This window comes from Natronorubrum thiooxidans (assembly GCF_900156475.1).
Classification (GTDB): Archaea; Halobacteriota; Halobacteria; order Halobacteriales; family Natrialbaceae; genus Natronorubrum; species Natronorubrum thiooxidans.
In genome coordinates this window covers 173,317-195,681 of the sequence record NZ_FTNR01000002.1, presented here as the reverse complement: position 1 = coordinate 195,681, position 22,365 = coordinate 173,317, and the positions used below count along the sequence as shown (strand labels likewise).

The 22,365-nt window shown below is 63.9% G+C and carries 24 protein-coding genes; 21 read left to right on the top strand and 3 right to left on the bottom strand.

Going from position 1 to position 22,365, the window contains the following annotated elements:
• Together BW940_RS21670 and BW940_RS04045 are read right to left on the bottom strand one after the other, a co-directional pair.
• Positions 1-168 (bottom strand): hypothetical protein, encoded by a 168-nt coding sequence (locus BW940_RS21670; RefSeq protein ID WP_173834840.1) that lies wholly within the window; start codon positions 166-168, stop codon positions 1-3.
• A gap of 66 nt (positions 169-234) precedes the next feature.
• Positions 235-795, bottom strand: coding sequence for a DUF1802 family protein (locus BW940_RS04045; RefSeq protein WP_076607908.1), 561 nt, complete (start codon positions 793-795; stop codon positions 235-237).
• A 100-nt stretch (positions 796-895) separates the two neighbouring features.
• Here BW940_RS04045 and BW940_RS04040 point away from each other — a divergent pair, with 100 nt between their 5' ends.
• From BW940_RS04040 to BW940_RS03960, 17 genes are all read left to right on the top strand, one after another.
• The gene (locus tag BW940_RS04040) at positions 896-2,257 is read left to right on the top strand and encodes a cobyrinic acid a,c-diamide synthase (RefSeq protein WP_076608120.1); all 1,362 of its coding nucleotides are present in this window, start codon (positions 896-898) and stop codon (positions 2,255-2,257) included.
• Between the two features lie 58 nt (positions 2,258-2,315).
• The gene (locus BW940_RS04035) at positions 2,316-3,239 is read left to right on the top strand and encodes a glycosyltransferase (protein WP_076607907.1); all 924 of its coding nucleotides are present in this window, start codon (positions 2,316-2,318) and stop codon (positions 3,237-3,239) included.
• Between the two features lie 229 nt (positions 3,240-3,468).
• Positions 3,469-4,050, top strand: coding sequence for a precorrin-6Y C5,15-methyltransferase (decarboxylating) subunit CbiT (gene cbiT, locus BW940_RS04030; RefSeq protein ID WP_076608119.1), 582 nt, complete (start codon positions 3,469-3,471; stop codon positions 4,048-4,050).
• The gene (locus tag BW940_RS04025; protein WP_076607906.1) at positions 4,047-4,916 is read left to right on the top strand and encodes a cobalt-factor II C(20)-methyltransferase; all 870 of its coding nucleotides are present in this window, start codon (positions 4,047-4,049) and stop codon (positions 4,914-4,916) included. The genes cbiT and BW940_RS04025 overlap by 4 nt, the downstream gene beginning before the upstream one ends.
• Positions 4,916-5,860, top strand: a complete 945-nt coding sequence (locus BW940_RS04020) for a cobalt-precorrin-4/precorrin-4 C(11)-methyltransferase (RefSeq protein WP_235847768.1) — start codon at positions 4,916-4,918, stop codon at positions 5,858-5,860. The genes BW940_RS04025 and BW940_RS04020 overlap by 1 nt, the downstream gene beginning before the upstream one ends.
• Positions 5,861-5,862: 2 nt before the next feature.
• The gene (cbiG, locus tag BW940_RS04015; RefSeq protein ID WP_076607905.1) at positions 5,863-6,846 is read left to right on the top strand and encodes a cobalt-precorrin 5A hydrolase; all 984 of its coding nucleotides are present in this window, start codon (positions 5,863-5,865) and stop codon (positions 6,844-6,846) included.
• Entirely contained in the window at positions 6,843-7,718 is an 876-nt protein-coding gene (locus BW940_RS04010) for a precorrin-3B C(17)-methyltransferase (RefSeq protein WP_076607904.1), read from the top strand. The genes cbiG and BW940_RS04010 overlap by 4 nt, the downstream gene beginning before the upstream one ends.
• 12 nt (positions 7,719-7,730) lie before the next feature.
• On the top strand, positions 7,731-8,759 hold the full coding sequence (gene cobJ / locus BW940_RS04005; protein WP_076607903.1) for a precorrin-3B C(17)-methyltransferase: 1,029 nt from the start codon (positions 7,731-7,733) through the stop codon (positions 8,757-8,759).
• A gap of 2 nt (positions 8,760-8,761) precedes the next feature.
• Entirely contained in the window at positions 8,762-9,028 is a 267-nt protein-coding gene (locus tag BW940_RS04000; protein ID WP_076607902.1) for a ferredoxin, read from the top strand.
• A complete protein-coding gene (locus BW940_RS03995) occupies positions 9,025-9,753 on the top strand; it encodes a cobalamin biosynthesis protein (protein ID WP_076607901.1) in 729 nt (242 codons plus the stop codon). The genes BW940_RS04000 and BW940_RS03995 overlap by 4 nt, the downstream gene beginning before the upstream one ends.
• 55 nt (positions 9,754-9,808) lie before the next feature.
• The gene (locus BW940_RS03990) at positions 9,809-11,035 is read left to right on the top strand and encodes a CbiX/SirB N-terminal domain-containing protein (RefSeq protein ID WP_076607900.1); all 1,227 of its coding nucleotides are present in this window, start codon (positions 9,809-9,811) and stop codon (positions 11,033-11,035) included.
• A gap of 53 nt (positions 11,036-11,088) precedes the next feature.
• Positions 11,089-11,460: a DUF3209 family protein gene (locus BW940_RS03985; RefSeq protein WP_076607899.1), complete on the top strand. Its 372-nt coding sequence runs from the start codon at positions 11,089-11,091 to the stop codon at positions 11,458-11,460.
• Positions 11,461-11,462: 2 nt separating this feature from the next.
• Entirely contained in the window at positions 11,463-12,737 is a 1,275-nt protein-coding gene (locus BW940_RS03980) for an outer membrane protein assembly factor BamB family protein (RefSeq protein WP_076607898.1), read from the top strand.
• Positions 12,738-12,969: 232 nt separating this feature from the next.
• The gene (locus BW940_RS03975; RefSeq protein WP_076607897.1) at positions 12,970-14,082 is read left to right on the top strand and encodes a hypothetical protein; all 1,113 of its coding nucleotides are present in this window, start codon (positions 12,970-12,972) and stop codon (positions 14,080-14,082) included.
• A gap of 2 nt (positions 14,083-14,084) precedes the next feature.
• Positions 14,085-14,744, top strand: a complete 660-nt coding sequence (locus tag BW940_RS03970) for a hypothetical protein (RefSeq protein WP_076607896.1) — start codon at positions 14,085-14,087, stop codon at positions 14,742-14,744.
• A gap of 60 nt (positions 14,745-14,804) precedes the next feature.
• Complete coding sequence (locus tag BW940_RS03965) at positions 14,805-15,785, top strand: hypothetical protein (RefSeq protein WP_076607895.1); 981 nt, start codon at positions 14,805-14,807, stop codon at positions 15,783-15,785.
• 50 nt (positions 15,786-15,835) lie between these two features.
• The gene (locus BW940_RS03960) at positions 15,836-16,642 is read left to right on the top strand and encodes a hypothetical protein (RefSeq protein WP_076607894.1); all 807 of its coding nucleotides are present in this window, start codon (positions 15,836-15,838) and stop codon (positions 16,640-16,642) included.
• A gap of 25 nt (positions 16,643-16,667) precedes the next feature.
• Here the strand turns inward: BW940_RS03960 and BW940_RS03955 are convergent, their stop codons facing one another.
• Positions 16,668-16,883 (bottom strand): hypothetical protein, encoded by a 216-nt coding sequence (locus BW940_RS03955; protein WP_076608117.1) that lies wholly within the window; start codon positions 16,881-16,883, stop codon positions 16,668-16,670.
• 117 nt (positions 16,884-17,000) lie between these two features.
• Between BW940_RS03955 and BW940_RS03950 the strand changes: the two genes are divergently transcribed.
• The 4 genes from BW940_RS03950 to acs all read left to right on the top strand — a co-directional run bounded on the left by BW940_RS03950 (position 17,001) and on the right by acs (position 22,249).
• Complete coding sequence (locus tag BW940_RS03950; RefSeq protein WP_076607893.1) at positions 17,001-17,432, top strand: universal stress protein; 432 nt, start codon at positions 17,001-17,003, stop codon at positions 17,430-17,432.
• A gap of 142 nt (positions 17,433-17,574) precedes the next feature.
• Positions 17,575-18,069, top strand: a complete 495-nt coding sequence (locus BW940_RS03945; protein ID WP_076607892.1) for a universal stress protein — start codon at positions 17,575-17,577, stop codon at positions 18,067-18,069.
• A gap of 87 nt (positions 18,070-18,156) precedes the next feature.
• Positions 18,157-20,193 carry a cation:proton antiporter gene (locus tag BW940_RS03940; RefSeq protein ID WP_076607891.1) on the top strand — a complete coding sequence of 679 codons (2,037 nt, stop codon included), beginning with the start codon at positions 18,157-18,159 and terminating at the stop codon, positions 20,191-20,193.
• A gap of 79 nt (positions 20,194-20,272) precedes the next feature.
• Positions 20,273-22,249 carry an acetate--CoA ligase gene (gene acs, locus BW940_RS03935; protein WP_076607890.1) on the top strand — a complete coding sequence of 659 codons (1,977 nt, stop codon included), beginning with the start codon at positions 20,273-20,275 and terminating at the stop codon, positions 22,247-22,249.
• The last annotated feature ends 116 nt before the right edge of the window (positions 22,250-22,365 follow it).

Below are 22,365 nucleotides of genomic sequence, written 5' to 3'. Positions count from 1 at the left end.
TCACTCGCCGTCTTCGCTGTGCTCGCGAAGCACCATCGAGACCGTATTCGAGACCTGCTCGAGCGCGATCGCGTTCGTCTTCCGGAGGTCGCCGTCCTGGGCCTCGTTGAGGTGTCGAAGCGCTTCTCGAAGGTGGTGTTCGATCTGGGACTCGGTTTCGTCAGTCATGGAAATCGGGAACCGGTCGTACCCGATTCGATCGGTTAAACTCGTCGGTTATCTATCGGATAGCTGTCACTCGAGCGCGTCCCGAACCGCCGCCCGACGTTCGGCGAACGCCGCTTCATCGAGGACGGGCGTCGCCGACTCGGGGTCGACATTGACGTCCGCGTCCAGTTCGATCCAGGCGCGACAGCCGCGATAGTTGCCCCGTTCCTCGATGAGTGTCGGTGACCCGAGTTCGTGGACTCGAAGCAACAGTACGCGCAGGTCGTCGGCCGGGTCGTACTTGTCGCGCAGGCCATCGGGCGTGTAGACGTAGTGGCGCGCGAGAGACGCGAGGTCGTCGCTCGAGACGGTGTACTCCTCGCGAACGTCGGCGACGGCGCGAATCGGCACGCCGGCGTCGGGTTTGGCGCTCGCGTGGTGGTAGTAGTGCTCGTGTCGAGACTGGTATCGATCAGGGTCCTGATGGCTGTAGGCCGGATAGAGGACGAATTGGTCGTCGATCGTGCCCGGGTCGAGCGTGGGGTGGCGAACGAGGACCGTCTGCGTGCCATCGAGCAGGGCGTTGACCACGCCAGCGCGTTCTTTCAGCGCAGCGATCGTGGACGGCCCCGCTTCCGTTTCACTCATACGATCGGTCGAACGCGTACGATCTTCACGTTCGTTTCGGTTGCCCGGCCCCCTCCTCACCGACGGATTCAAGTTGAGTTGTCCAAATGAAAGTACAATGATGAACGGATTCGTCCTCGGCGGCGTCAGCTCCGGCGTCGGGAAGACGGTCGCGACGCTCGCAATTATTCAGGCCCTCGAGGACGCCGGCCACGAGGTCCAGCCGGCGAAGGCGGGGCCGGATTTCATCGATCCGAGCCACCACGAGGCGATCGCCGGCCGCCCCTCCCGCACGCTCGATCTGTGGCTCTGTGGCGAGGACGGTCTCCAGCGAAACTACGCCCGCGGCGAGGGCGACGTCGACGGGTCACACCCGTCTGCCCGGGGGACGTCGTCCCCCGATATCTGCGTCGTCGAGGGTGTGATGGGCCTCTACGACGGCGACGGCTCGAGCACGGCGATGGTCGCCGAGGCCCTCGACCTCCCGGTCGTGCTGGTCGTCGACGCGAAAGCCGGGATGGAAAGCGTCGCGGCGACGGCGCTCGGCTTCCAGCGCTACGCCGAGACGATCGGCCGCGAGATCGAGGTCGCCGGCATCGTCGCCCAGCGCGCCCACGGCGGCCGCCACGAGCAGGGGATCCGTGACGCGCTGCCCGAGGACCTCGAGTACTTCGGTCGAATCCCGCCGAACGACGACCTCGAGATCCCGGATCGACACCTCGGCCTCGAAATGGGTGCGGAGGCTGCGTTGCCACGCGAGGCGTTGCGGGAGGCCGCCGACTCGCTTTCGGCCGAGCGGCTGGCTGCGGTGGCGAGCGAGGCGGTCGCCCCCGAAACGGCAGTCGAGGACGAACCCGAACCGGTCGACGCCACCGTGGCTGTCGCCGACGACGCCGCCTTCTGCTTTCGCTATCCGGCCACCCTCGAGCGGTTTCGCGAACGGGCCGAACTGGTGTCGTTCTCGCCTCTCGCAGGTGATCCCGTCCCCGACTGTGACGGCGTCTATCTGCCGGGTGGCTACCCCGAACTCCACGCTGCCGACCTCGAGTCGGCCGGCACGCTCGCCGAACTCGGGACGTTGGCCAGCGAGGGACTCCCGGTACTCGGCGAATGCGGTGGCTTGATGGCTATGAGCCAGTCGCTGACGACTGCGGAGGGCAAAACAAGCGAGATGGCCGGCATCCTCCCGGCGGACGTGACCATGCACGACCGCTATCAGGCGCTCGATCACGTCGAACTCGAGGCTCTCGAGGGGGCGCTCACCGCGAACACCGGTGAGACGATTCGGGGCCACGAGTTCCACTACTCGAGTGCCGACGTCGACGGTGATGCTCGCTTCGCCTTCGAAACTGTTCGGGGAGACGGCATCGACGGCAACCACGATGGCCTGACCGAGTACAAGTCGCTCGGTACGTACGTCCACGTCCATCCCGAAAGCGGGGCGTTCGATCGGTTCCTCGAGACGCTCGACGGATCTCGGTAGCCACGACGCCCAACTCTGCTGGCCCGGAATCTATTACAGTTCACTAACAAGTAGGAGTATGGCAACTGCGACGCCGACGAGCGTCATCTTACCGACGCAGGGCTGGAGCGACGCCAGCGAGGAGATCGCCGCCCAACTCGAGCCGGCGGACGAACTGCTCGTCGTCTGTGACGACACAGCGCCCGCGGTCGTCGACCGCATCGACGACTACGACGACAGCGTTCGGCTGGTGATCGCGGACGACCCCGAGGGCTGTTCGGGCAAGGCCAACGCGATCGCCGCCGGGATGGAGGCGGCCGAACACGATCGACTCGTCTGGACCGACGACGACTTTCATCATCCGCCGGACTGGCTGGCACGGTTGCGTGCGGACTACGACCGCCACGGGCCGACGTCGGAGCTGCCCGTCTTTGTCGGGCAGGACCCACTCGCTGCGGCCCTCGAGCCACTGTACGCACTCAGCGGGACAGTTGCCGTTTTCCTCGCGGACATTCCGTGGGCCGGCTCGCTCGTCTTCGAACGCGCCGATCTCGACGACGAGGCGGCGTTTCTCGAGGCCCTTCGACAAACGATAAGCGACGACGGGCTTCTTATGGAACACGTCGATTTCACCACTGTCAAGCGAACTCGACACGTCGAGACCGGCGGGTCGATCCGCGAGACACTCGAGACACAGGTCCGGTTTACACAGATCGTTTACCGGCACGATCCGACGGGAACTGCCACTCAAGCAGCTTTCGGGGCTGGATTGGCCGCCGGCTGTCTGCTGTTTCCGCTCCCCGCGCTGGCGCTCGTGACGCTTTTGGTGGCCGGCGTGTACGCCACCTTTGGCATTCGACGCTGGACGTTTTTCGCCGCGTATCCAGTGGCGATCGCGGCGATCCCACTGCTGGTGTATGGGTTGGCCCGTCGATCGTTCGTCTGGGGTGGCCGACGCTATCGGTGGCACGACAAATTCGACGTGACGGTCGAGCCCGAGTGAGCCGACACCAAGCGTAGACGTCCTTGCCGTCCTTGCAGCACCCATCGCTCGAGTCAGTCACGACTATGGCGGACGCTGTGACCTGTTCCGACTGAGAATAGATCAGACAACGAGACGTTCAATGTCATACTCACAAGTAATATTGTGCTACCGAAACCCCAATTTGGCAATCCAGCTTGATCTACAACAAACAAAATTGTTTTAGGGGCGGCCGCTGTTCCACCGGATGATGCCACCTATCGCGCTGCCACACGACGCGAAGGCCGGACCCACGAAACCGGAGGTCCGGGCTGTCGTCCACTCGAAGCTCGCACTCGAGGCCGACGACCACTTCGCGGAGGTCGGCTCCTGTACGGGAGCCGTGACGATCGAAGCCGCACAGCGAGCCGGCCGAGTGACCGCCCTCGAGCGGAAACCCGAACGACTCGAGACGACCGAGCGGAATCTGGCTGCCAACGAGGACGCGATTCGAGCGGCCGTCGAACTCCGGAACGCGGAAGCGCCGGCGGAACTGCCCGACGATGCCGACGCGCTCTTTCTGGGCGGCAGTCGCAACTTCGAGGCCGTCCTCGATCACGCCGTCGACACCGAGGTCGACCGTGTCGTGATGAACGTCTCGCGACTCGAGGTCGCGGGGAAGGCGACCGAGGCGTTCCGCGAGCGCGGGATTCTCGAGGAGGTCGTCCAGTTCCAGGTGAGCCACGGCTACGAACTCGCCGGCGCGACGAGTTTCAACTCGGACAACCCGGTCTATATGCTGGTCGGGAGTGCAACGCCAGGGGACTCGAAGAGCGAGGGGAGTCAGCGATGACGCTCTACGGCGTTGGCCTCGGCCCCGGCGAAGCCAACCTCGTGACCGTTCGCGGGAAGCAGGTGCTCGAGTCCGTCGACGTGGTCTACTCGCCGGGTCGACTCTCGCGGACGGTCGCACTGAACCACGTCGACGAGTCGAAGATCGGGGATCTCGAGTTCCCGATGACGAAAGACGAAGAAAAGCTGCGGTCGGCATGGAAGGAGGCTGCCGCAGAGATCGCCCCGAACGCACGCGACGGTGACGTCGCCTTCGTCACGCTCGGCGATCCGAACGTCTACTCGACGTTCGGCCACTTGCGGCGGACGATCGATGCCTTTCATCCGAACGTCGAACTGGAGATCGTCCCCGGCGTGAGCGCCGTAACGGCGTTTGCGACCGCGATGGGCGTCGAGATCGAAGCCGGCGCGGGACTCTCGCTTCGCGAGGCCGCAAACGGAACGAGTCCGACGGGTCCCGACCGGATGATCCTCTTCAAGGTCACCGACGCACCGGCGACTCACGACGGCCTCGTCGACGCCGGCTACGAGGTGACCTACGGCCGCCGACTGTTCATGGAACAGGGCGAGACGATAATCACCGACGACCCCGAGGAGATCGACGAGCGCGACTACTACACGCTCGCCTACGCCGAAAAAGAAACTCTCGAGGTCGAGCAGGCGACGGCGGCGTTCCAGCGAGAAGCCGACAGCTCGGACGGCTCGAGTATGCCCTCGAGCGAGCGCGAGAGCGGCACCAGAAGCAACGAGAGCACTCGAGCGGAGACGACCACGGCCGGTGAACCGGTCGGACTCGGGAGCGAACTGCACGAACTCGAGCGCTCGGAAGGGTTCGAACATGGCGACTGTGAACAACACTGGTACTGATGGGAGAGACGACACCACCCGACGAGACGACGGAGACAGTAATCGAGACGGAACCGAAACTGCGATCCGACGGTGGCGATCCCCAGGAGGCGATCGACACACAGGGGGAGCGCCGCCGTGAGGAACTCGACGACCGGATTTTCGACCACAACGCCGGCGACGAACAGGAGGGAATCCCCTTCGTCGGCGCTGGTCCCGGCAACCCGCGGCTGCTGACCGTCGCCGGGAAGGAACTGCTCGAGGCAGCCGACCTCGTCGTCCACGCGGGGTCGCTAGTCAACAGTGAACTGTTAGACGAGTACTGCGCCCACGCCGAGTTGGTCAATTCGGTTGGCAAAGACCTCGAGGAACTGATCCCGCTCATGCGGGACGCCTACGAGGACGGCGACAATGTGGTTCGACTGCACAGTGGCGACCCCGCGATCTACGGGGCCGCACTCGAGCAGATGGACGCCCTGGAACACGAGGGTGTTCCGACCTACTTCGTGCCCGGTGTCACGTCGGCCTTCGCGGCCAGCGCGACGCTACGGACCCAACTGACGCTCAACGAGGTCTCGAACCACGTCGCGTTCACTCGGCCACAGGGCAAGACCCTGACCGAGGAGGAAGACCACATCTCCGAGTTCGTGGAGATGGGCGACGTAACGACCTGTATCTATCTCGGCACACACGCCGTTCGCGATACGATGGATCGGCTGCTCGCAGACGACCACGACCCCGAGACGCCAGTTGCGGTGATCTATCACGCCTCCTGGCCCGACGAGGACGTCATCGTTGGCTCGATCGGCGACATCGCCGACAAGGTCGAGGAGGCGGGCTATCGCGCCTCGGCGATGGTCGTCATCGGCGACGCCGTGACTGGTGCGGGCTATGAACGCTCGTTCCTCTACGGTGACTGGGCGAACCGCGGTGCAAACGACGCTGACGAAGCCGAGAGTGACTAATCATGAGCACTGACGACGACAACTCGAGTACGGAGACGGATTCGGGCGGCCACTGTTCGACGCCGGATTCGGACGGCGAAGTCGCCGAGGAGATCGCGATCATCTCCTTCGAGCGCAAGATGGATACTGCCGAGGAGATCAAAGCCGAACTCGAGGATCGCTACGAGACGATCGAGATCCTCGAGTACCACGGCGACGTCTTCGAGGAACACTGGGGCGAGTACGACTGCTTTATCGGCCTGATGGCATCGGGAATCGCGATGCGCAAGACGGCCCACCTATTAGACGACAAGTGGGACGACCCCGCGATCTGTGTCGTCGACGAGGAACTGACGTGGGCCATCCCGATCACGGGCGGCCACCACGGCGCGAACCAGGTCGCACAGGATCTGGCGACGATGGGGGCGATCCCGGCGATGACCACCGCGAGCGAGGCCGCCGGCAAGCAGGGAGTCGAATCGAAGGCGAAGGCGATGGACACCCACGTCGTCAACGGCGACTCGACCGTGAAGACGAACCTCGCCGTGTTAGACGACAACCTCGGCCCCGTGGCCCGACTCGAGGGCCCCAAGGCCGTCCTCGTCGGCGACGACGTCACCGTTCTCAAGCGCAACAAAGACGAGGGTGTCGTCATCGGCACCGGGAGCGTCTCCGGCGCGAGCACGGAGTCGTTCATCGCAGCCTGGGAAGACGCCCTCGAGCAGACCAACTACGACCTCGAGGACGTCGAGTTCGTCGCCACGGCGACCCGAAAGGAAGACGAGGAGGGGCTGCTCGAGGCGGCCCAGAAACTCGATCTCGGCGTCGTTGCGTTCGACAAGGAAACCCTGCTCGACCACGAGGGCCCGACACCGTCGAAATCGAAGGAGCTGATCGGCTGGCCCGGCGTCTCCGAGGCCTCCGCGATCGCCGGCGGGGCCGAACGGGAACTGGTCCTCGAGAAGATCGGCTACGAAAACGAGGTCACGGTGGCGATCGGCCGATGAGTTCCGACGCTGACGCCGCAACCGCTGCCGGCGGCACCCCCGACGACCACGGCACCCTCTACGTCGTCGGCATCGGGCCCGGGCTACCCGAGCACATGACCAAGCGGGCCAAAGAGGTCATCGAATCGGCGGACGTAGTCATCGCCTCGAGTCTCTATCAGGAGTTCCTGCGCGACGACGGCACACTGCCCTCGAAAGAGGCCGTCGACGACGACGGCGTCGCGACACGCGACGATGGATTCGAACAGGAGATCGTCCGCTCGACGATGGGTCGACAGATCGAACTCGCTCGCGCAGCGTTCGACTACGTTCGCGAGGGCAAAGACGTCGCCCACGTCTCGGGCGGTGATCCCTCCGTTTACGGGAAATCCGATCTCATCTTCAAGATGGCCGAGGAGGAGGACGCGACGGACGTGCCGATCGAGATCGTCCCCGGACTCACGGCGGCACTCGGCGGCGCAGCGAACGTCGGCGCGCCGTTGTGTAACGACTTCTGTACGATCTCGCTGTCGGACAAGTGGCGCGGCTGGGACGAGATCGAGGAGAAACTGCGTGCTGCGGCGATTTCGGATTTCGTGATCGTCCTCTACAACTGCTGGCGAAACTACGAGAAGGCCGTCGAAATCGTCCGCGAAGAGCGGACCGACGACGCCTACGTGGCCATCGTCAACGACGCCGGCCGGGAAGATGCCGGCCGAAACGGCGAGAGCCAGTTCATTACGACGCTCGGCGAGGCCGCCGACCACGACGACAAGGTCTCCGGGATGGGCACCTCGCTGATCATCGGCAACCACGAGACCGACACCTGGCGCAACGACGACCGAACATATCTCGTCACCCCGCGCGGCGGGCGTGACGTCGACGACTTCTGAGACAATCATACCATGAGCACGGACACTGATGCAGACGCTGACGAATCGACTTCCAAATGTGGCGCCTCGAGTAGCAGCAACTCGAGCACCGACTCCTCGAGTTCGAAGTGCGGTGGTTCGAGCAGCACCGACGACTCGAGTTCGAAGTGCGGCGGCTCCTCGAGTTCCAGTTCCTCGTCCTCGAGCAAATGCGGGGCCTCGAGTTCCGATTCGGACGACGAGTCGAACGAGCAAGAAGTCGGCGCGACGATTGAGGACTTCGACGCCGAGCCCGGCCAGCTGATCGCCGTCGGCCTCGGCCCTGGCCATCCGGAGGGGATGACCGAGCGCGCGAAGACGGCGCTGCTCGAGGCCGAGCACATCGTCGGCTACACGACCTACATCGACCTCATCCCGGACGAAATCACCGAGCAGGCCGACGACATCTACGACACGCCGATGTGCGGCGAGGTCTCGCGGACCGAGGAGTCGATCGACCGCACGCTCGCGGGCAATGACGTCGCGATCGTCGGCAGCGGCGACCCCAACGTCTACGCGCTCGCGGGACTGGCCCTCGAGATCTTAGAGTCGAAGGGCGCAACGGCCTCGATGGTCGACTTCGAGGTCGTGCCCGGCGTGCCGGCGGCCCAGTCCTGTGGGGCCCGGTTGGGCGCGCCGCTGGTCAACGACACCGTCTCGGTCTCACTGTCGGACCACCTCGTGCCGATGCCCGAGATCGAGTCCCGACTCCACTCGGTCGCAAGCGAGAACTTCACGATCACGATCTACAACCCGTGGAGCCGCAAGCGCCGGGAGAACTTCGAGAAGTGCTGTGAGATCCTGCTGACCCACCGCGACGAAGACACGCCAGTCGGCATCGTCCACGGCGCAGGACGCGAAGACGAGCAGGTGATGATCACCGACCTCGGCGAACTCGAGGACTTGGGCGAAAGCGAAATCATCGACATGACGACGACGATCGTCGTCGGGACCGAAGACACCTACGTCTGGGACGACCGGATGGTCACGCCGCGTGGCTACGAGACCAAATACGACTACTGACTATGCCACGCTACGAAGTCACCATCGAAAAGGACGCCTGTGACGGCATCTTCGCCTGCCTGACCCGCGATCCGCGATTTATCGAAGGCGCAGACGGCCTCGCGACGGTTGATCCAACTGCGGATCCCGTCTACGACTGCGAGGGCGAGGTCACGGACGACGCCGAACGCGTCGTTGCGACGTTCGACGACGACCGCGTCGACGAAGCCAAACAGGCCGCCGCGGCCTGTCCGACGGACGCGATCATCGTCGAGGAGGTGGGCGAATGAGCGACGCTCGACGTGAAATCGAGGTTCCAGCTGACCCGCTTGTTGGCCATCCTGCAACCGCGTACCTCTGGGGGCACGTCGCCGGCAGTGGGCGCGTGGTTCGGAGCGAAGCGAGAACCACGGACGGCGAACGGCGACGCCGTGAGCATCTCGAGGTCGTGACCAACGACGAGCAATCCGCGCAGGTGCTCGCCGCGATCGCAGGCGGCGACATCGACCACGAGACGAGCAGCCGCGAGTACGCCCACGACACGTCGATCACGCGCACGGAAGACGAGTACACGCTTTCGATCGGCGAGGACGAGGACAGCGAGGAGCTGTTGGGTCGCACCAGCGTGCTCTCGCTGCCCGTCGACGGCCGCGGCAACTACCGCTTCGGCGCGTTCTCGAGTCACGATCGCGAACTCCTTCGTGGCCTGCTCGAGGGCTGTGGGACGATCTGTTTCAAATCATCGAGTGGTACCGTCGGCATTTCGTTCGTCCACGACGACCGCGCGCTGCTCGAGGCGACACAGGAACTGCTCGCCGACTGCCCGGTGACCGCACCTGTCGGGGAGCTTTCGGAGACCTCCTCGGGCGGCTACTGGTTCGGTATCGACGACGATGCCGTCCCCGAGTTTGGCATGTGGCTCTACGAGGACTGCGAGGCAACTGGCCTGTTCGCGCCGAGCCGGCGTCGAAAACTCGAGCGAAGCCTTGAGCAGGCAGACAGCGACGACGAGTAACCAGCGCTAGCGCCGCGTTCGAACAGCGTTCAGCACCCGACCATACTGACAACCGATGAGTAAATCCGACGATTCCATATCCACGTCCGCGTTCGACGACGAGGCCGTCCTCTTGGTGGGACACGGCTCCCGTCGAGCGAAATCGAACGAACAGGTGCGAGAGCTTGCCGCCGACCTCGAGTCGCGACTGGGGATTCCGGTCGACGCAGCGTTTCTCGAGCTGGCAGAGCCGGCGATCGACGACGCAATCGCGGAACTCGCAGCCGTCACGTCACAGGTAACTGTCGTCCACTGCTCGCTGTTCGCTGCGAGTCACGTCAAAAACGACGTGCCGCTGGCGATCGAGCAGGCTCGGGCGACCCACGACGTCGAGCTCAACAACGGCGCGCATCTGGGTATCCATCCGGCGATTCTGGATCTGCTCGACGACCGCGCCGACGCGGTCGAATCGGCGCTGGGCGTCGACCGCACCGAGGACGACGTCGCCGTCGTCGTCTGTGGGCGTGGCTCGAGCGATCCGGACGCCAACGGCGACGTCCACAAACTGGCCCGACTGCTGTATGAAGGCCGCGCGTTCGACCGCGTCGAAGCGTCGTTCATCGGCGTCACGGAGCCGACGCTCGAGGACACCTTACACGGCCTCTCGAAACACCGTCCCGACGCAGTCGTCGTCCTGCCGTACATGCTCGGCGACGGCGTCCTCACCCAGCGAGTCCGGGACTGGACGGCCGAGTTCGACGAGGACTACCCCTACGTCGACGCGCTGGCGGGCGACCCACTCGGGACGGACTCGCGACTACTCGACGTTTTCGCCGACCGCTGGCAGGAGGCCCGCACCGACAGCGTCGAGATGTCCTGTGACACGTGCAAGTACAAAGTCGACCTCGAGGGGTACGAAGAGGACGTCGGCGGCGCACGGGCCATGCTTCGGGCACTGGCTCACCAGGAGACTCACGCGGATCGGGAGGACGTCGACGACGAACCACACACCCACGACGCACCCGAGAAGCACGTTGCGGTCTGTACCAACCAGACCTGCGCGAAGATGGGCTCGCCCGCAGTGCTCGAGCGCCTTCGCCAGGAGGTCCGCGATTCGGACCACTGCGATGCCCGCATCACGCGGTCGTCCTGTCTCGGTCGCTGTGGCGACGGGCCGATGGTCGCCGTCTACCCCGGCGGAATCTGGTACGGCGACGTCGCAGCCGAGGATGCCGAACGACTCGTCGCGGACCACCTGGATCGGGACCGCATCGTGAGCGACCTCGTCGACCAGACGCTGTAGCAGACGCATAGACACACGACCAACCACCGATCACGAAATCACAGAAACTAGCTATGAGCTGTCACGAAATCGAAGCGGTACGACTCGGACTGATGAACGTCCTCGGCGTCGGGGACCAGAGCGCCCGCGAGCACGCGGAGAAAGAACTTGAAGGCCATCTCGAGGGCCCCATCGAGGGCCTCGTTGAGGCCGACACCCTTGCCGAGATCCAGCGCCACCTCGATGCGGCGCTGGTCGACCTCGAGGAGGACGTTGCAGCCATGGACAGCGAGGATCCCGAGTACGATTACACCCGGGGTCGACTGCTCGAGGTCCGCAACGCAGAGCGGGCGATCGAGCGGCTGAGTGTTCAGGGCGAGAGTATCGTCGACGGGATGGGTGAAGCCCACGACACCCTCCACGAGACGTTCCCGGTCGAGGAGTGAGCATGGCTGGAACCGCTGGCTCCGAACCAGAGCACGAGCGATCGCTCCAACGACGACCGCTTGGCGACCTCGAACCGGCCCGCAGCCGACACATGTGGACCCGCTCTGCGGTCGCCACGACTGCCGACCTCGTTGTGACGGGTGAATGGGACGGGACGGTCACCGCCCGCGAGGCCGACTCCCTCGAGCCCCGCTGGACCGTCACTCATCCGGATCACGCAGTCGGAATTGCAACGCTTGAGAACGACGAGACAGCCGGCAGCGCTGGTGCAGTCGCCGTCGCCGGCCGCGGCGAATCGGGAGCGATCGCGGTCTACGACGCCGAGACGGGCGAGCAACGCTGGCGGTACGATACGGCCGCGGACGTCGGCGAGGCGGTCAAAGACACCGTCTTCTACTTGCCCTACGTCGTCGCGCTCGAGACGGACGGAGACCAACTGTACGCGGCCGCGCGACGCTACGAGCGCGACGGCGAGCATCGACAGTGGCACAGCACCGTCTACGCGTTCGATCCCGACGGCTCGGTTCGCTGGACCTACGAGACCGACGCCTCACCGATCGCGATCGATCTCGATGACGCTGGCGAGCGCCTCGCCGTGGGTTACAACCGCTGTATGGGCGACCACGACAACGGGCTCGTCGTCCTCCGAACGGCAACGGGCGATCTCGAGTGGACCTGGGACCCCGGCACCGAGGGCGTCCGGCGCGTCGGCGACGTTTCGTTCGACGAGGACTCGATCGCGGTCTCGAGTCACGGCGACAAGCGCGGCTACCTGCTCGGCCCCGGCGGGGCCGAACGCTGGGCCGTCGATCTGGCGGTCGAAACAGAACTCGACGGCGAGACGCTGTATGCGTACCCGAATCACGTCTACGCGAACAACGACCGGGTGGCGTTCATTACCGGGAACACCTACGCACTCGAGAGCCGCGAGACCAACGGTCGCCATCCGAACGAGCATCGGATTGCGACGTTCGATGCCGACGGTGGCCTCCTGTGGGACGAGCAGGTTCGCGGGTTCGTTCATGGGCTCGCCACCGATGGTGACACGCTCGTCACACCGTGTGCCCAGAACTTCCGCGTTCGCGACCCCGAGACACATGCCGTTCGCTGGTTCGACCTCGAATCCGGACCGACCGGCGTCGAACCTCTCGAGGGCGTCGCGACCGCTGCAGCCGTCGACGGTGAGACCATCGCGGCGATCGAAGAGCCTGTCGCGTATCACGATGAGGGCAACCGGCGCGGCGAGTACGCGCTTTGCGTCGGCTCGCTTGAGTAAGGCGGTCACATGGTCGAATATAATAGCCACTGAAAGCCAGTGCGCACCCGATCGCACGACGGCTATGCGATCGGTGTGCAAACAGTTTCAGTTGTTACTACAGGGCTTCGACAATTTTTGTCGCCACGGTGTCTCGCCGAGAGCATGTTCGAGCTACAGAGCGGTGTCCGTGCTGCCGTCGCACACGCAAGGCAAATCCCCACAACGCCGACTCTCGTTTGGTTTTCGTAGAATGACACCGATCCAAGAACAAGCTGGATCTGAAGACTGTTCGGATCCCGTGGCGGTTTGTGCCTGCACGAAGAACCGCCACGTCGACAAGCAGGCGAGACCGCCGGATCACAAGGTGATGACCGACGGCGGGCAAGCCGAGATGTCAGCAGAAGACGAGAGCGAGGAGGGCGATGGCGGTGAATCGACGTCTGAAGCGGAGACAGCCGAGGCGGAGCCGGACGCCCACGAGGAAACGGCCGAAGAAGAAGCGGCTGAGGAAGAAGCGGAAGCGGCTGAGGAAGAAGCAGCCGAAGAGGAAACAGCCGAGGAAGAAGCGGAAGCGGCTGAGGAAGAAGCAGCCGAAGAGGAAACAACCGAGGAAGAAGCGGAAGCGGCTGAGGAAGAAGCAGCCGAAGAGGAAACAACTGAGGAAGAAGCGGCCGAAGCGGAAGCGGCTGAGGAAGAAGCAGCCGAGGAGGAAGCAGACGAAGCAGAAGCGACCGACGAAGAAGACGAGTACCACGTCGAAGACGCCGAGGACGTCTACCAAGACGACGACACGTCCGGCGTCCTCCATCTGGATCTCGATGGGCTGTTTCTCGATCTGCTCGGCCTCGAGGTGAATCTAAATCCAGTGACGCTCGACGTCTCGGCTCGCCCGGGTGAAAACAACCTGCTCGGGAACCTATTGTCTGCAGTGACGGGCCTTCTCGATGGCGCTGGCGGCCTCTCGGACGCAGTATCGTCACTCCTGGACAAGCCGAAGGAACTACTTAGCGGCCTGCTGGAGAAACCGAAAGCGCTCCTCAGCGGACTGGCGAGCAAGCCACGGGAACTGCTCAGTAGACTCTTCGGTCTTGGCGGTGACGAAGCGGAAACCGCTGCCGAGGAATCGGACGCCGAGACCGAAGCGACAGCAGAGACGGCCGACGAGTCCAGTGGTCGGCTCGCCGACGCCTGGAGCTGGCTAAAAGAGAAGCTACTCGGGCTCGTTCCCGGCTTCCCGCTCGAAGACCTCGTGGCGACGATCGTCAGCCAGGCAATCGAGCAACTGATCGAGCAACTCGAGCCGGATCGCGAGCAAGTCGAGTCGGATGCCCAGTCCGATGCAGCGCCACAGGCGGAGGCGTAATCATGAGTGAGCAATCGGAATCAGTGACCCAGCGGATCGACTACGGAAAGATCGCCGACAACGTTGACGTCGATGAGCTCGTCGAGGGAACCCAGTGGGAAGACGAAATCCACGAAGAGAAGCCACTCGGCGAAGCACTCGGCGGCCAGATCGGCGCACTCGTCGGCCGAAAGGTGGGCGAATCTGTCGGCCAGACGATCGGTGAGCTGGTCGTCGAGGAACTGCTTGGTCCCGACGAGGACGAACCGGCCGAGGAAGCCGAAGACGAGGACGAACCGGCCGAGGAAGCCGAAGACGAGGACGAACCGGCCGAGGAAGCCGAAGACGAGGACGAACCGGCCGAGGAAGCCGAAGACGAGGACGAACCGGCCGAGGAAGCCGAAGACGAGGACGAACCGGCCGAGGAAGCCGAAGACGAGGACGAACCGGCCGAGGAAGCCGAAGACGAGGACGAACCGGCAGCGGAAGCCGAAGACGAGGACGAACCGGCAGCGGAAGCCGAAGACGAGGACGAACCGGCAGCGGAAGCCGAAGACGAGGACGAACCGGCCGAGGAAGCCGAAGACACCAGCGACGACGCAGAAAGTGAGAAAGAAAGTGCCACAACTGCGGACGCCGACGACGCTGAGACCGCAGACGAAACGACGGACGAGGAGGAATAACCATGTCATCGTATCAACTGCACGCCGACTGTTCGGACGGTCCGCCTCGAGGTGAGTTTGATGAGTGATGCCGGGCTGAAACAGCTGGTTGCCCAGGAGGTGAGCAATCAGGTCGCGGTAACCGATCTGCTCGGCGATGGCTCCATCGAAGACGGTATCGATGGTGGCGAGATCGGTGCCGCGGTCGGTCGCGAGTTCGGCGCTCGAGCGGGACGGGAACTGGGTGCATCGATCGGCCGCGCGATCCACGAGACGATCGCCGAGGGGATCGAAGCCGAAAAAGACCGCCAAGAGCTGCAGTCGGATCTCACGACGGCGATCCGTGACGCCCTCCGCGAGACGGTCGATGAAAACGGTGCCAAGGAATCGGTCCAGTCTCTGGCACAGGGTGCGACGGAAGGGAGTGGCCTTGAGGGACTTCTCGAGACCGAGGGAAAGACCGGCGGAGAGGAATCTGCGGACGGGGCGAACGGAGCCGACGCAGAGAGTGACGAAGCCGACGAGGAAAGCGAGGAGTCCGGTGCTCGAGCGGCGGTCAAGTCGGCCGCCGAGGACGTAAGCGAGGCCAGCGGACTCGACGATGTCCTCACGGACGACGATGCAGACGAATCTGGGGACGACGAGACGACGGAGGACGGCGAAGCGGAGACGGAAGGCGATGACGAACCGGACGCTGAGAAGGACACGGCGGACGAAAGCGACGACGAACCGGACGCCGAAAAGGACACGGCAGACGAAAGCGACGACGAACCGGACGCCGAGGAGGACACGGCAGACGAAAGCGACGACGAACCGGACGCCGAGGAGGATGGCGAAGACGACTCGGAAACGTCGGCCGAGGATCTCGAAGGACTCCGGAAAGACACGCTCACGGACTTCTTGGGGGTGATGTCCTACGACGATCTGCAATCAGTCGCCAAGGACGTCGGCGTGAAGGCGAACCTCGGCCGCGAGGAGATGACCGAGGAAATCATCGCGACGGTGACGGACGACGAGTCGGACGACGAATCGGCGGACAAGGCGGACGCGCAAGCCGAGTAATCGATCGATATCACCGCCTCGAGTGCGGGTTCAGAACCGAGACACGACAGATGAGCCAAGAACTGCGTGAACACGTGAACGAGGTACTGCACGAGGCCGATGCATCCAGTGGCTCGCTCGTCACGACGAGCGACTCGGACGACGGTGCCGACGAGACGGCCCAGACAGACCTACTCGAGACCGCAGCGAAGGCGAACGACCTCCTCGAGTCGGCCGAGTCGGAGGAACTGCTCGAGGCGGTCGGCCTGGATACGCTCCCGGATGGGACCGAACCGGACTCGATTCCGGCGGCGATCGCTCAGGGCGATCCAGCGCAGGTCGAGGAGCTACAGCGACTGCTGAACCTCTCGAAACTCGCCGACTGGGACGACGGCGAGGCACTCGAGGGGGCCGTCGGCGAGTTACAAGCAGCGATCGGTGACGGCGAGCGGACAGCCGAATCCGGCTCGATAGACGACGGGACGGATGAGACAGAAGCGGACACCGCTGATGAGAGCACAGACGAGTCCGATGGGACCGACACGTCCAGCGATCTCGGCGACCAGCTTCGGTCGGCCATGGAGTCCTCGTTCGAGGGCATCGGTGACGACCTCGAGCAACTCCAGGGTCGACTCGAGGAGGCGAGCGCCAGCACCGTCGGCGAGGACGATGGAGCAGACGACGAGGACGAAGCGACAGCGGACCAAACTGACGCGGAAGACGACGACGGACTGCTCGATGCTGGACTCGGATCGAACCAGAATCGCGAGACGTCCGGCGGCAGTGGGACCCGCTACTCGACGATGGCACCACCGCCGTCGGAGCGTGCCGACATGAAAGGGACCGCGCGCCACTCGACGATGCCTGACAAACACTGATTGGCTCGTGAGAGTGTGACGGCGACTACTCGTCGTTCCAGTCGTCGATGAACAGTCGCACACCCATTACTGGAAGGAACAGGAAAAACGCCAGCAAGGTCATGCTGAGAAAGGTGGTACTGATAAATCGTGTGGAGAGTGTTGGGGTGAGTATCAGCGATGCGATGAGAACCCCGCCACCGAGCGACACAGCGATGAGGACGAGTATATCCGTTGGATTCACCGGAACTTCCTCAGTCATACGTGGACGTACGAACTCGAACATATAGTGCTACGAGGTTTCGATTGCGGTCCCGATACCGTCCACCGACGGAACGACAGGGACAGAACTTACGGGGTGTACGCTGTAGCAAGCGGTATGTACGAGTCGATTCTGGTCGCGACCGATGGGAGCGAGGCGGCACACGAGGCCGTCTCCCACGCGGTCGAACTCGCCCGCCGGTTCGATGCGACACTGTACGGAATCGCCGTCCTCGAGACTCGAACCGAGTACGACAACGCGATCGTCGATCCCGAAAAGGTCAGGCACCGACAGCGCGAACAGGCGCTCGAGGCGCTCGAGGCGCTCGAGGCAGCGGCCGACGACGCCGGGGTTACGGTCGAAACGACGATTCGCTCGGGTGTTCCATACGAAACGATTCTCGCGTACGCGGACGAACAGGACGCGAGCGCGATCGTGCTCGGCGCTCGAGGCCGCTCGTCGTTCCGGCGAGCGCTTCTCGGAAGCACTGCCGACCGCGTCGTTCGATCCACGACCCGGCCAGTGCTGTTGATCGACGAAACCGATTAAGACGGTCTGCTGTCACTGTCTCCTACCCGAACGGCGGGCCGCGGGTGTGCCGGCACTGACTGACAGCTGTCCGTATGAGATCGCGCAGTTCTGGATTGTCGAAGACCGAACATTTACTTCCACTGTCGTATGAGATACGGGTATGACGCTACTCGTCCCGTTCGACGGTTCGAAGTTGGCACGAAAAGCCCTCGAGAAGGCCGCCACGTTCGGTGACCTGCTCGACGAAGAAGTGGTCGTACTGACGGTGATTCCCGATGACGACGAGTACGCACGAAAACGGGGCTGGATCACGGAAGGGGAGCCGTTCGATCTCGAGGCGATCGAAGCGGGAATGAAAGTCCGAGCCGGCGAGGTTGCCCCGGAGGCGACGGTCCGAACCGAGCGTGTCAGCTCCGACGAACCGACGTCGACGTCCACGACGGACGTCGTTCGCGAGATTCGACGAATCGCCGGCGAGATCGAAGCGTCGGTCGTCTTCATCGGCTCGGAGAACGCCGGCTCGGTGATCGCACCGCAGTCGAGCGTCGGAAGCCCGGTCGCAAACGACCAGCGATACGACGTGTACGTCGTTCGCGAACCCGGAGACTCGATCGAGCCCCAAGACGTCGCCGATATCGACTCGACAATCGAGTAAGCGAGACTGTCGTACTCGCCATGCAATGACGGATGCGGGTCAGAGACTCACACCTCATCGAGCTCGCGCTGGCAGGAGCGCCATCTGATGGCGCCGTACCTGGCGCTTCCAGTCACCGACCCGATTCTCATATTCGGGGTGGCGATGATCGTCTTTCTGGTCGCCCCGCTGGTGTTCGGCCGGTATCGGCTGCCGGGAATCATCGGCGTCCTCGTCGTCGGCGCAGCCATCGGTCCCAACGGGCTCGAGGTGCTCGAGCGCGACGAGACGATCATCTTGCTCGGCGAAGTCGGGATCGTCTATCTGATGTTCGTCGCGGGCCTCGAGATCAACCTCACCCAGTTCATCGAGTACAAGTATCGAAGTTTCGTCTTCGGGCTGCTCTCGTTCGTGATCCCACAGGGAGTCGGAATGGTCGTTGGGTACTACGGGCTCGGGCTCTCAGTTGGGGCTGCAGCCCTGTTTGCGGCCATTTTCGCCTCCCATACGCTGCTTGCGTATCCAGTGGTTAGCCGGCTCGGGATCACAAAAACCGAAAGCGTCACCGCGACGATCGGCGGCACGATTATCACCGATACGCTCGCGTTACTCGTCCTTGCCGTCGTTATTGCCGGCGCAGAAGGCGACCTCGGGGCCAGTTTCTGGCTCGAGTTGGCAGGCGGACTCACGCTCTTTTTCGCTGGGGTCTGGCTGCTCGTCCCTCGCATCGGGCGATGGTTCTTCCGGACGGTCGACCAGGAGAGTTACGTCGAGTTCCTGTTCGTGATGGCCGTGCTGTTCGTCTGTGCCTCGCTGGCCGAACTCGCCGGCGTCGAACACATCGTCGGGGCGTTCCTCGCTGGCCTGGTCCTCAACCGGCTCATCCCCGAACGCGGCCCGCTCATGAACCGTATCGAGTTCGTCGGCAACGCCCTGTTCATCCCCTTTTTCCTGCTGTCGGTCGGCATGCTCGTCGACGTCCGCGTGTTGACTGAAGGCCTCGAGACACTGTCGCTCACCGCCGCGTTCGTCGTGCTCGTGCTCACGACGAAGTACGCCGCGGCCTGGCTGACCGCGTGGCGGTATGACTACACTCCCGACGAGACGATGACCATGTTCGGACTCTCGATCGGACAGGCCGCGGCGGCGCTTGCCATCGTCCTCATCGGGTTCGACGCGGGACTGCTCGGCGAGGCGATGCTCAACGCGGTCGTGTTGATGATCCTCGTCGTCGGCGTCATCAGCCCCGCGATCGTCGAGCGCTACGGGGGAGCGATCGTCCGCGCTTCGGCACACTCCGAGTACGATCCGCGAACCGCGCCACAGCGGGTACTGGTCCCGTTTTCGCGAGACTCCCAGTTTCGCGAGCGACTCCTTGATCTCGCCCTGCTCGTTCGCGAGGGCGACGCCGACCAGCCGCTGTACACCCTGAGCGTCGCCCAGCCGGGCTCCCGAACCGAAGCCGAGATCGCCGCGATCGAAGCCTCGCTCGCAGAGACCGAGACGTACACTGCCGGCGCCGAGGTTCCCGTCGAGCGCCAGACGCGCGTCGAACGGAACGTGGCGTCGGGAATCGTCCGGGCCGCTCTCGAGAACCGAATCACGACGCTGGTCATCGGGTGGGACGGCACGCCGCGCCACCGGCGTATCTTCGGCCACGTGATCGATCGGGTCCTCACGCAGTCGACACAGCTCGTGTTGGTCTCACACATCCGCCAGCCGCTGAACACGACGAGCGAGATCATCGTCATCCTCCCGCCGGGGATCGATCACAACGACGGGTTCTACGAGGCCGTCCACACGATCGAACACCTCGCGGAACAGGTCGGCGCGTCGATCCGGGCTATCGTCGTCGACGGGAATCCCGAGCAGTTCGAACGGCTCTTCGGGCTGGTCGAACCGGACGTCCCTGCGACCTTCGAACGGGTGGATGACTGGAACGCCGTCTCGACCCGACTCCGCGGGGACGTTGACAAGACGGCGCTCGTTGTCCCAATGAGTGCACGGCGCGGGACGATGGGGTGGCAGTCGGCACTGCGGACGCTGCCGACGGAAATTGCCACAGAGACGGGCGGGAACTTCATCGTGCTCTATCCGGCCGTCAGCGATCGGGACGACGATCGCCAGTTCCTCGAGTTCCGCTGAGCGAGCGTCGGTCGATCGCTCAACGGGACACCGTTCGGAGGAACGTTTATTCCATTGACTGTCTTCGGTTCGAACGAACATGGTCGATCGGAACGAGTGGGAACGGGACCGGCCTGTCCTCACTGGATCGCCCCGACGCCCGCCGCCGTCGTTCGTCGAGCAGGCAAACGTTACGGATCCGGGGATCTACGACGAGTTCGAGGAGAACTGGCCCGAGTGCTGGGAGCGAGCAGCGGATCTGCTCTCGTGGGACCAGTCGTACGAGACTGTTCTCCGTGAGGAGGACGCGCCGTTCTACCAGTGGTTTCCCGACGGGAAACTGAACGCCGCCAAAAACTGCGTTGATCGTCACCTCGAGTCGGGTCGCAAAACCCACACGGCGATCCGGTGGGAGGGCAAACACGGGGAGCGACAGACGTACACCTATCGGGACCTCTACGTCGCGATCAACGAGTTCGCCGCGGCCCTGCGAGCGCTCGGCGTCGAGGAAGACGACGTCGTGACGATCTATCTGCCGATGATCCCGGAGTTACCGATCGCGATGCTGTCGTGTGCCCGGATCGGTGCGCCACACAACGTCGTCTTCGCGGGACTGTCGGCTGACGCGCTGGCCACGCGGATGGACGCCGCCGACAGCGAGTATCTGGTCACCTGTGATGGCTACTACCGTCGAGGGGATGCGTTCAACCAGAAGAGCAAGGCGGACAACGCCCGGCTCAAACTCGAGCAAGACGTCAGTACCGTCGTCGTCGATCGGCTCGGCGACGACCTCCCACACGTTCTCGGCGACGACGAGTGCGATTATCACGAGCTGCGGGAGACGTTCGCGGGCGAACTCGTCGATCCCGTCCCCAGGGACGCCGAGGATATGCTGTTCGTGATGTATACGTCGGGTACCACCGGGGAGCCAAAAGGCGTCGTCCACACGACGGGGGGCTATCTCGCCCACGCGACCTGGACGAGCCATGCCGTCCTCGACGTCAAACCGGAAGACACCTACTGGTGTGCAGCCGACATCGGCTGGATTACAGGCCACTCCTACATCGTGTATGGGCCGCTCGCACTCGGGACGACCACGGTGATGTACGAGGGGACACCCGACTACCCCGATCGAGACCGTCTCTGGGAGATCGTCGACCGGAACGCGGTCGATATCTTCTATACCGCGCCGACGGCCATCCGCGCGTTCATGAAATGGGGATCGGAGTATCCCGCCGGTTACGACCTCTCCTCGCTGCGCCTGCTTGGCACCGTCGGTGAACCGATCAGCCCCCGCCCGTGGAACTGGTATTACGAACACATCGGCAACGAAACGTGTCCGGTCGTCGATACCTGGTGGCAGACCGAGACGGGTGCGGTAACGGTTTCGACGCTTCCGGGCGTCAGCGAGATGAAACCCGGCGCAGCCGGCCCGAGCCTGCCCGGAATGGACGTCCGCGTGGTCGACAGCTCCGGCACCGAGGTCGACCCCGGCGACTCCGGCTATCTCACCATCGCCCGCCCGTGGCCGGGGATGGTTCGGACGCTGTACGACGGCGACGAGCGCTTTCGGGCGGAGTACTGGGATCAGTTCTCCGATCCAGAGAGCGACGACTGGCACTACTTCAGCGGCGACGCTGCTCGAATCGACGAGGACGGCTATATTACCGTTCTCGGCCGTGTCGACGACGTCATCAACGTCTCTGGGCGACGACTGAGCACGACGGAAGTCGAGAGCGCAATTACCGGTGTCGCCGGCGTCGCCGAAGCCGCCGTCGTCGGCCGCTCGAGTGAGACGAACGGAACGGACGTCTACGCCTATGTCAGCACCGAAGGCGGCTACGACGACGGTACAGCGGTTCGCGAGGCGATTATCGACAACATCGAAACGGCGATCGGCCCGATCGCCCGGCCGACAAAAGTCCAGTTTACGCCCGAACTCCCCAAGACGCGCTCGGGGAAGATCATGCGCCGACTACTCGAGGACGTCGCAAACGGCGAGGAACTCGGAGACACGAGCGCGCTGCGGAACCCGGAGATCATCGGCGAAATCCAGGCCGAGCTCGACGAGGAGTGACCGTGACGGAGAGCGTTTCGCATTTTCAAGGGAGGCGAAACACAGTACAGAACAAGTGCTGCCCATAAACCGATTTCACATCGCAAACAGTGTGTCTGCCGACACAATTATATTCG

Excerpts from the sequence above, each read along its gene's own strand:
- BW940_RS21670 (WP_173834840.1), bottom strand. The coding sequence starts at position 168 with ATGACTGACGAAACCGAGTCCCAGATCGAACACCACCTTCGAGAAGCG.
- BW940_RS04045 (WP_076607908.1), bottom strand. The coding sequence starts at position 795 with ATGAGTGAAACGGAAGCGGGGCCGTCCACGATCGCTGCGCTGAAAGAA.
- BW940_RS04040 (WP_076608120.1), top strand. The coding sequence starts at position 896 with ATGAACGGATTCGTCCTCGGCGGCGTCAGCTCCGGCGTCGGGAAGACG.
- BW940_RS04035 (WP_076607907.1), top strand. The coding sequence starts at position 2,316 with ATGGCAACTGCGACGCCGACGAGCGTCATCTTACCGACGCAGGGCTGG.
- cbiT (WP_076608119.1), top strand. The coding sequence starts at position 3,469 with ATGCCACCTATCGCGCTGCCACACGACGCGAAGGCCGGACCCACGAAA.
- BW940_RS04025 (WP_076607906.1), top strand. The coding sequence starts at position 4,047 with ATGACGCTCTACGGCGTTGGCCTCGGCCCCGGCGAAGCCAACCTCGTG.
- BW940_RS04020 (WP_235847768.1), top strand. The coding sequence starts at position 4,916 with ATGGGAGAGACGACACCACCCGACGAGACGACGGAGACAGTAATCGAG.
- cbiG (WP_076607905.1), top strand. The coding sequence starts at position 5,863 with ATGAGCACTGACGACGACAACTCGAGTACGGAGACGGATTCGGGCGGC.
- BW940_RS04010 (WP_076607904.1), top strand. The coding sequence starts at position 6,843 with ATGAGTTCCGACGCTGACGCCGCAACCGCTGCCGGCGGCACCCCCGAC.
- cobJ (WP_076607903.1), top strand. The coding sequence starts at position 7,731 with ATGAGCACGGACACTGATGCAGACGCTGACGAATCGACTTCCAAATGT.
- BW940_RS04000 (WP_076607902.1), top strand. The coding sequence starts at position 8,762 with ATGCCACGCTACGAAGTCACCATCGAAAAGGACGCCTGTGACGGCATC.
- BW940_RS03995 (WP_076607901.1), top strand. The coding sequence starts at position 9,025 with ATGAGCGACGCTCGACGTGAAATCGAGGTTCCAGCTGACCCGCTTGTT.
- BW940_RS03990 (WP_076607900.1), top strand. The coding sequence starts at position 9,809 with ATGAGTAAATCCGACGATTCCATATCCACGTCCGCGTTCGACGACGAG.
- BW940_RS03985 (WP_076607899.1), top strand. The coding sequence starts at position 11,089 with ATGAGCTGTCACGAAATCGAAGCGGTACGACTCGGACTGATGAACGTC.
- BW940_RS03980 (WP_076607898.1), top strand. The coding sequence starts at position 11,463 with ATGGCTGGAACCGCTGGCTCCGAACCAGAGCACGAGCGATCGCTCCAA.
- BW940_RS03975 (WP_076607897.1), top strand. The coding sequence starts at position 12,970 with ATGACACCGATCCAAGAACAAGCTGGATCTGAAGACTGTTCGGATCCC.
- BW940_RS03970 (WP_076607896.1), top strand. The coding sequence starts at position 14,085 with ATGAGTGAGCAATCGGAATCAGTGACCCAGCGGATCGACTACGGAAAG.
- BW940_RS03965 (WP_076607895.1), top strand. The coding sequence starts at position 14,805 with ATGAGTGATGCCGGGCTGAAACAGCTGGTTGCCCAGGAGGTGAGCAAT.
- BW940_RS03960 (WP_076607894.1), top strand. The coding sequence starts at position 15,836 with ATGAGCCAAGAACTGCGTGAACACGTGAACGAGGTACTGCACGAGGCC.
- BW940_RS03955 (WP_076608117.1), bottom strand. The coding sequence starts at position 16,883 with ATGACTGAGGAAGTTCCGGTGAATCCAACGGATATACTCGTCCTCATC.
- BW940_RS03950 (WP_076607893.1), top strand. The coding sequence starts at position 17,001 with ATGTACGAGTCGATTCTGGTCGCGACCGATGGGAGCGAGGCGGCACAC.
- BW940_RS03945 (WP_076607892.1), top strand. The coding sequence starts at position 17,575 with ATGACGCTACTCGTCCCGTTCGACGGTTCGAAGTTGGCACGAAAAGCC.
- BW940_RS03940 (WP_076607891.1), top strand. The coding sequence starts at position 18,157 with ATGGCGCCGTACCTGGCGCTTCCAGTCACCGACCCGATTCTCATATTC.
- acs (WP_076607890.1), top strand. The coding sequence starts at position 20,273 with ATGGTCGATCGGAACGAGTGGGAACGGGACCGGCCTGTCCTCACTGGA.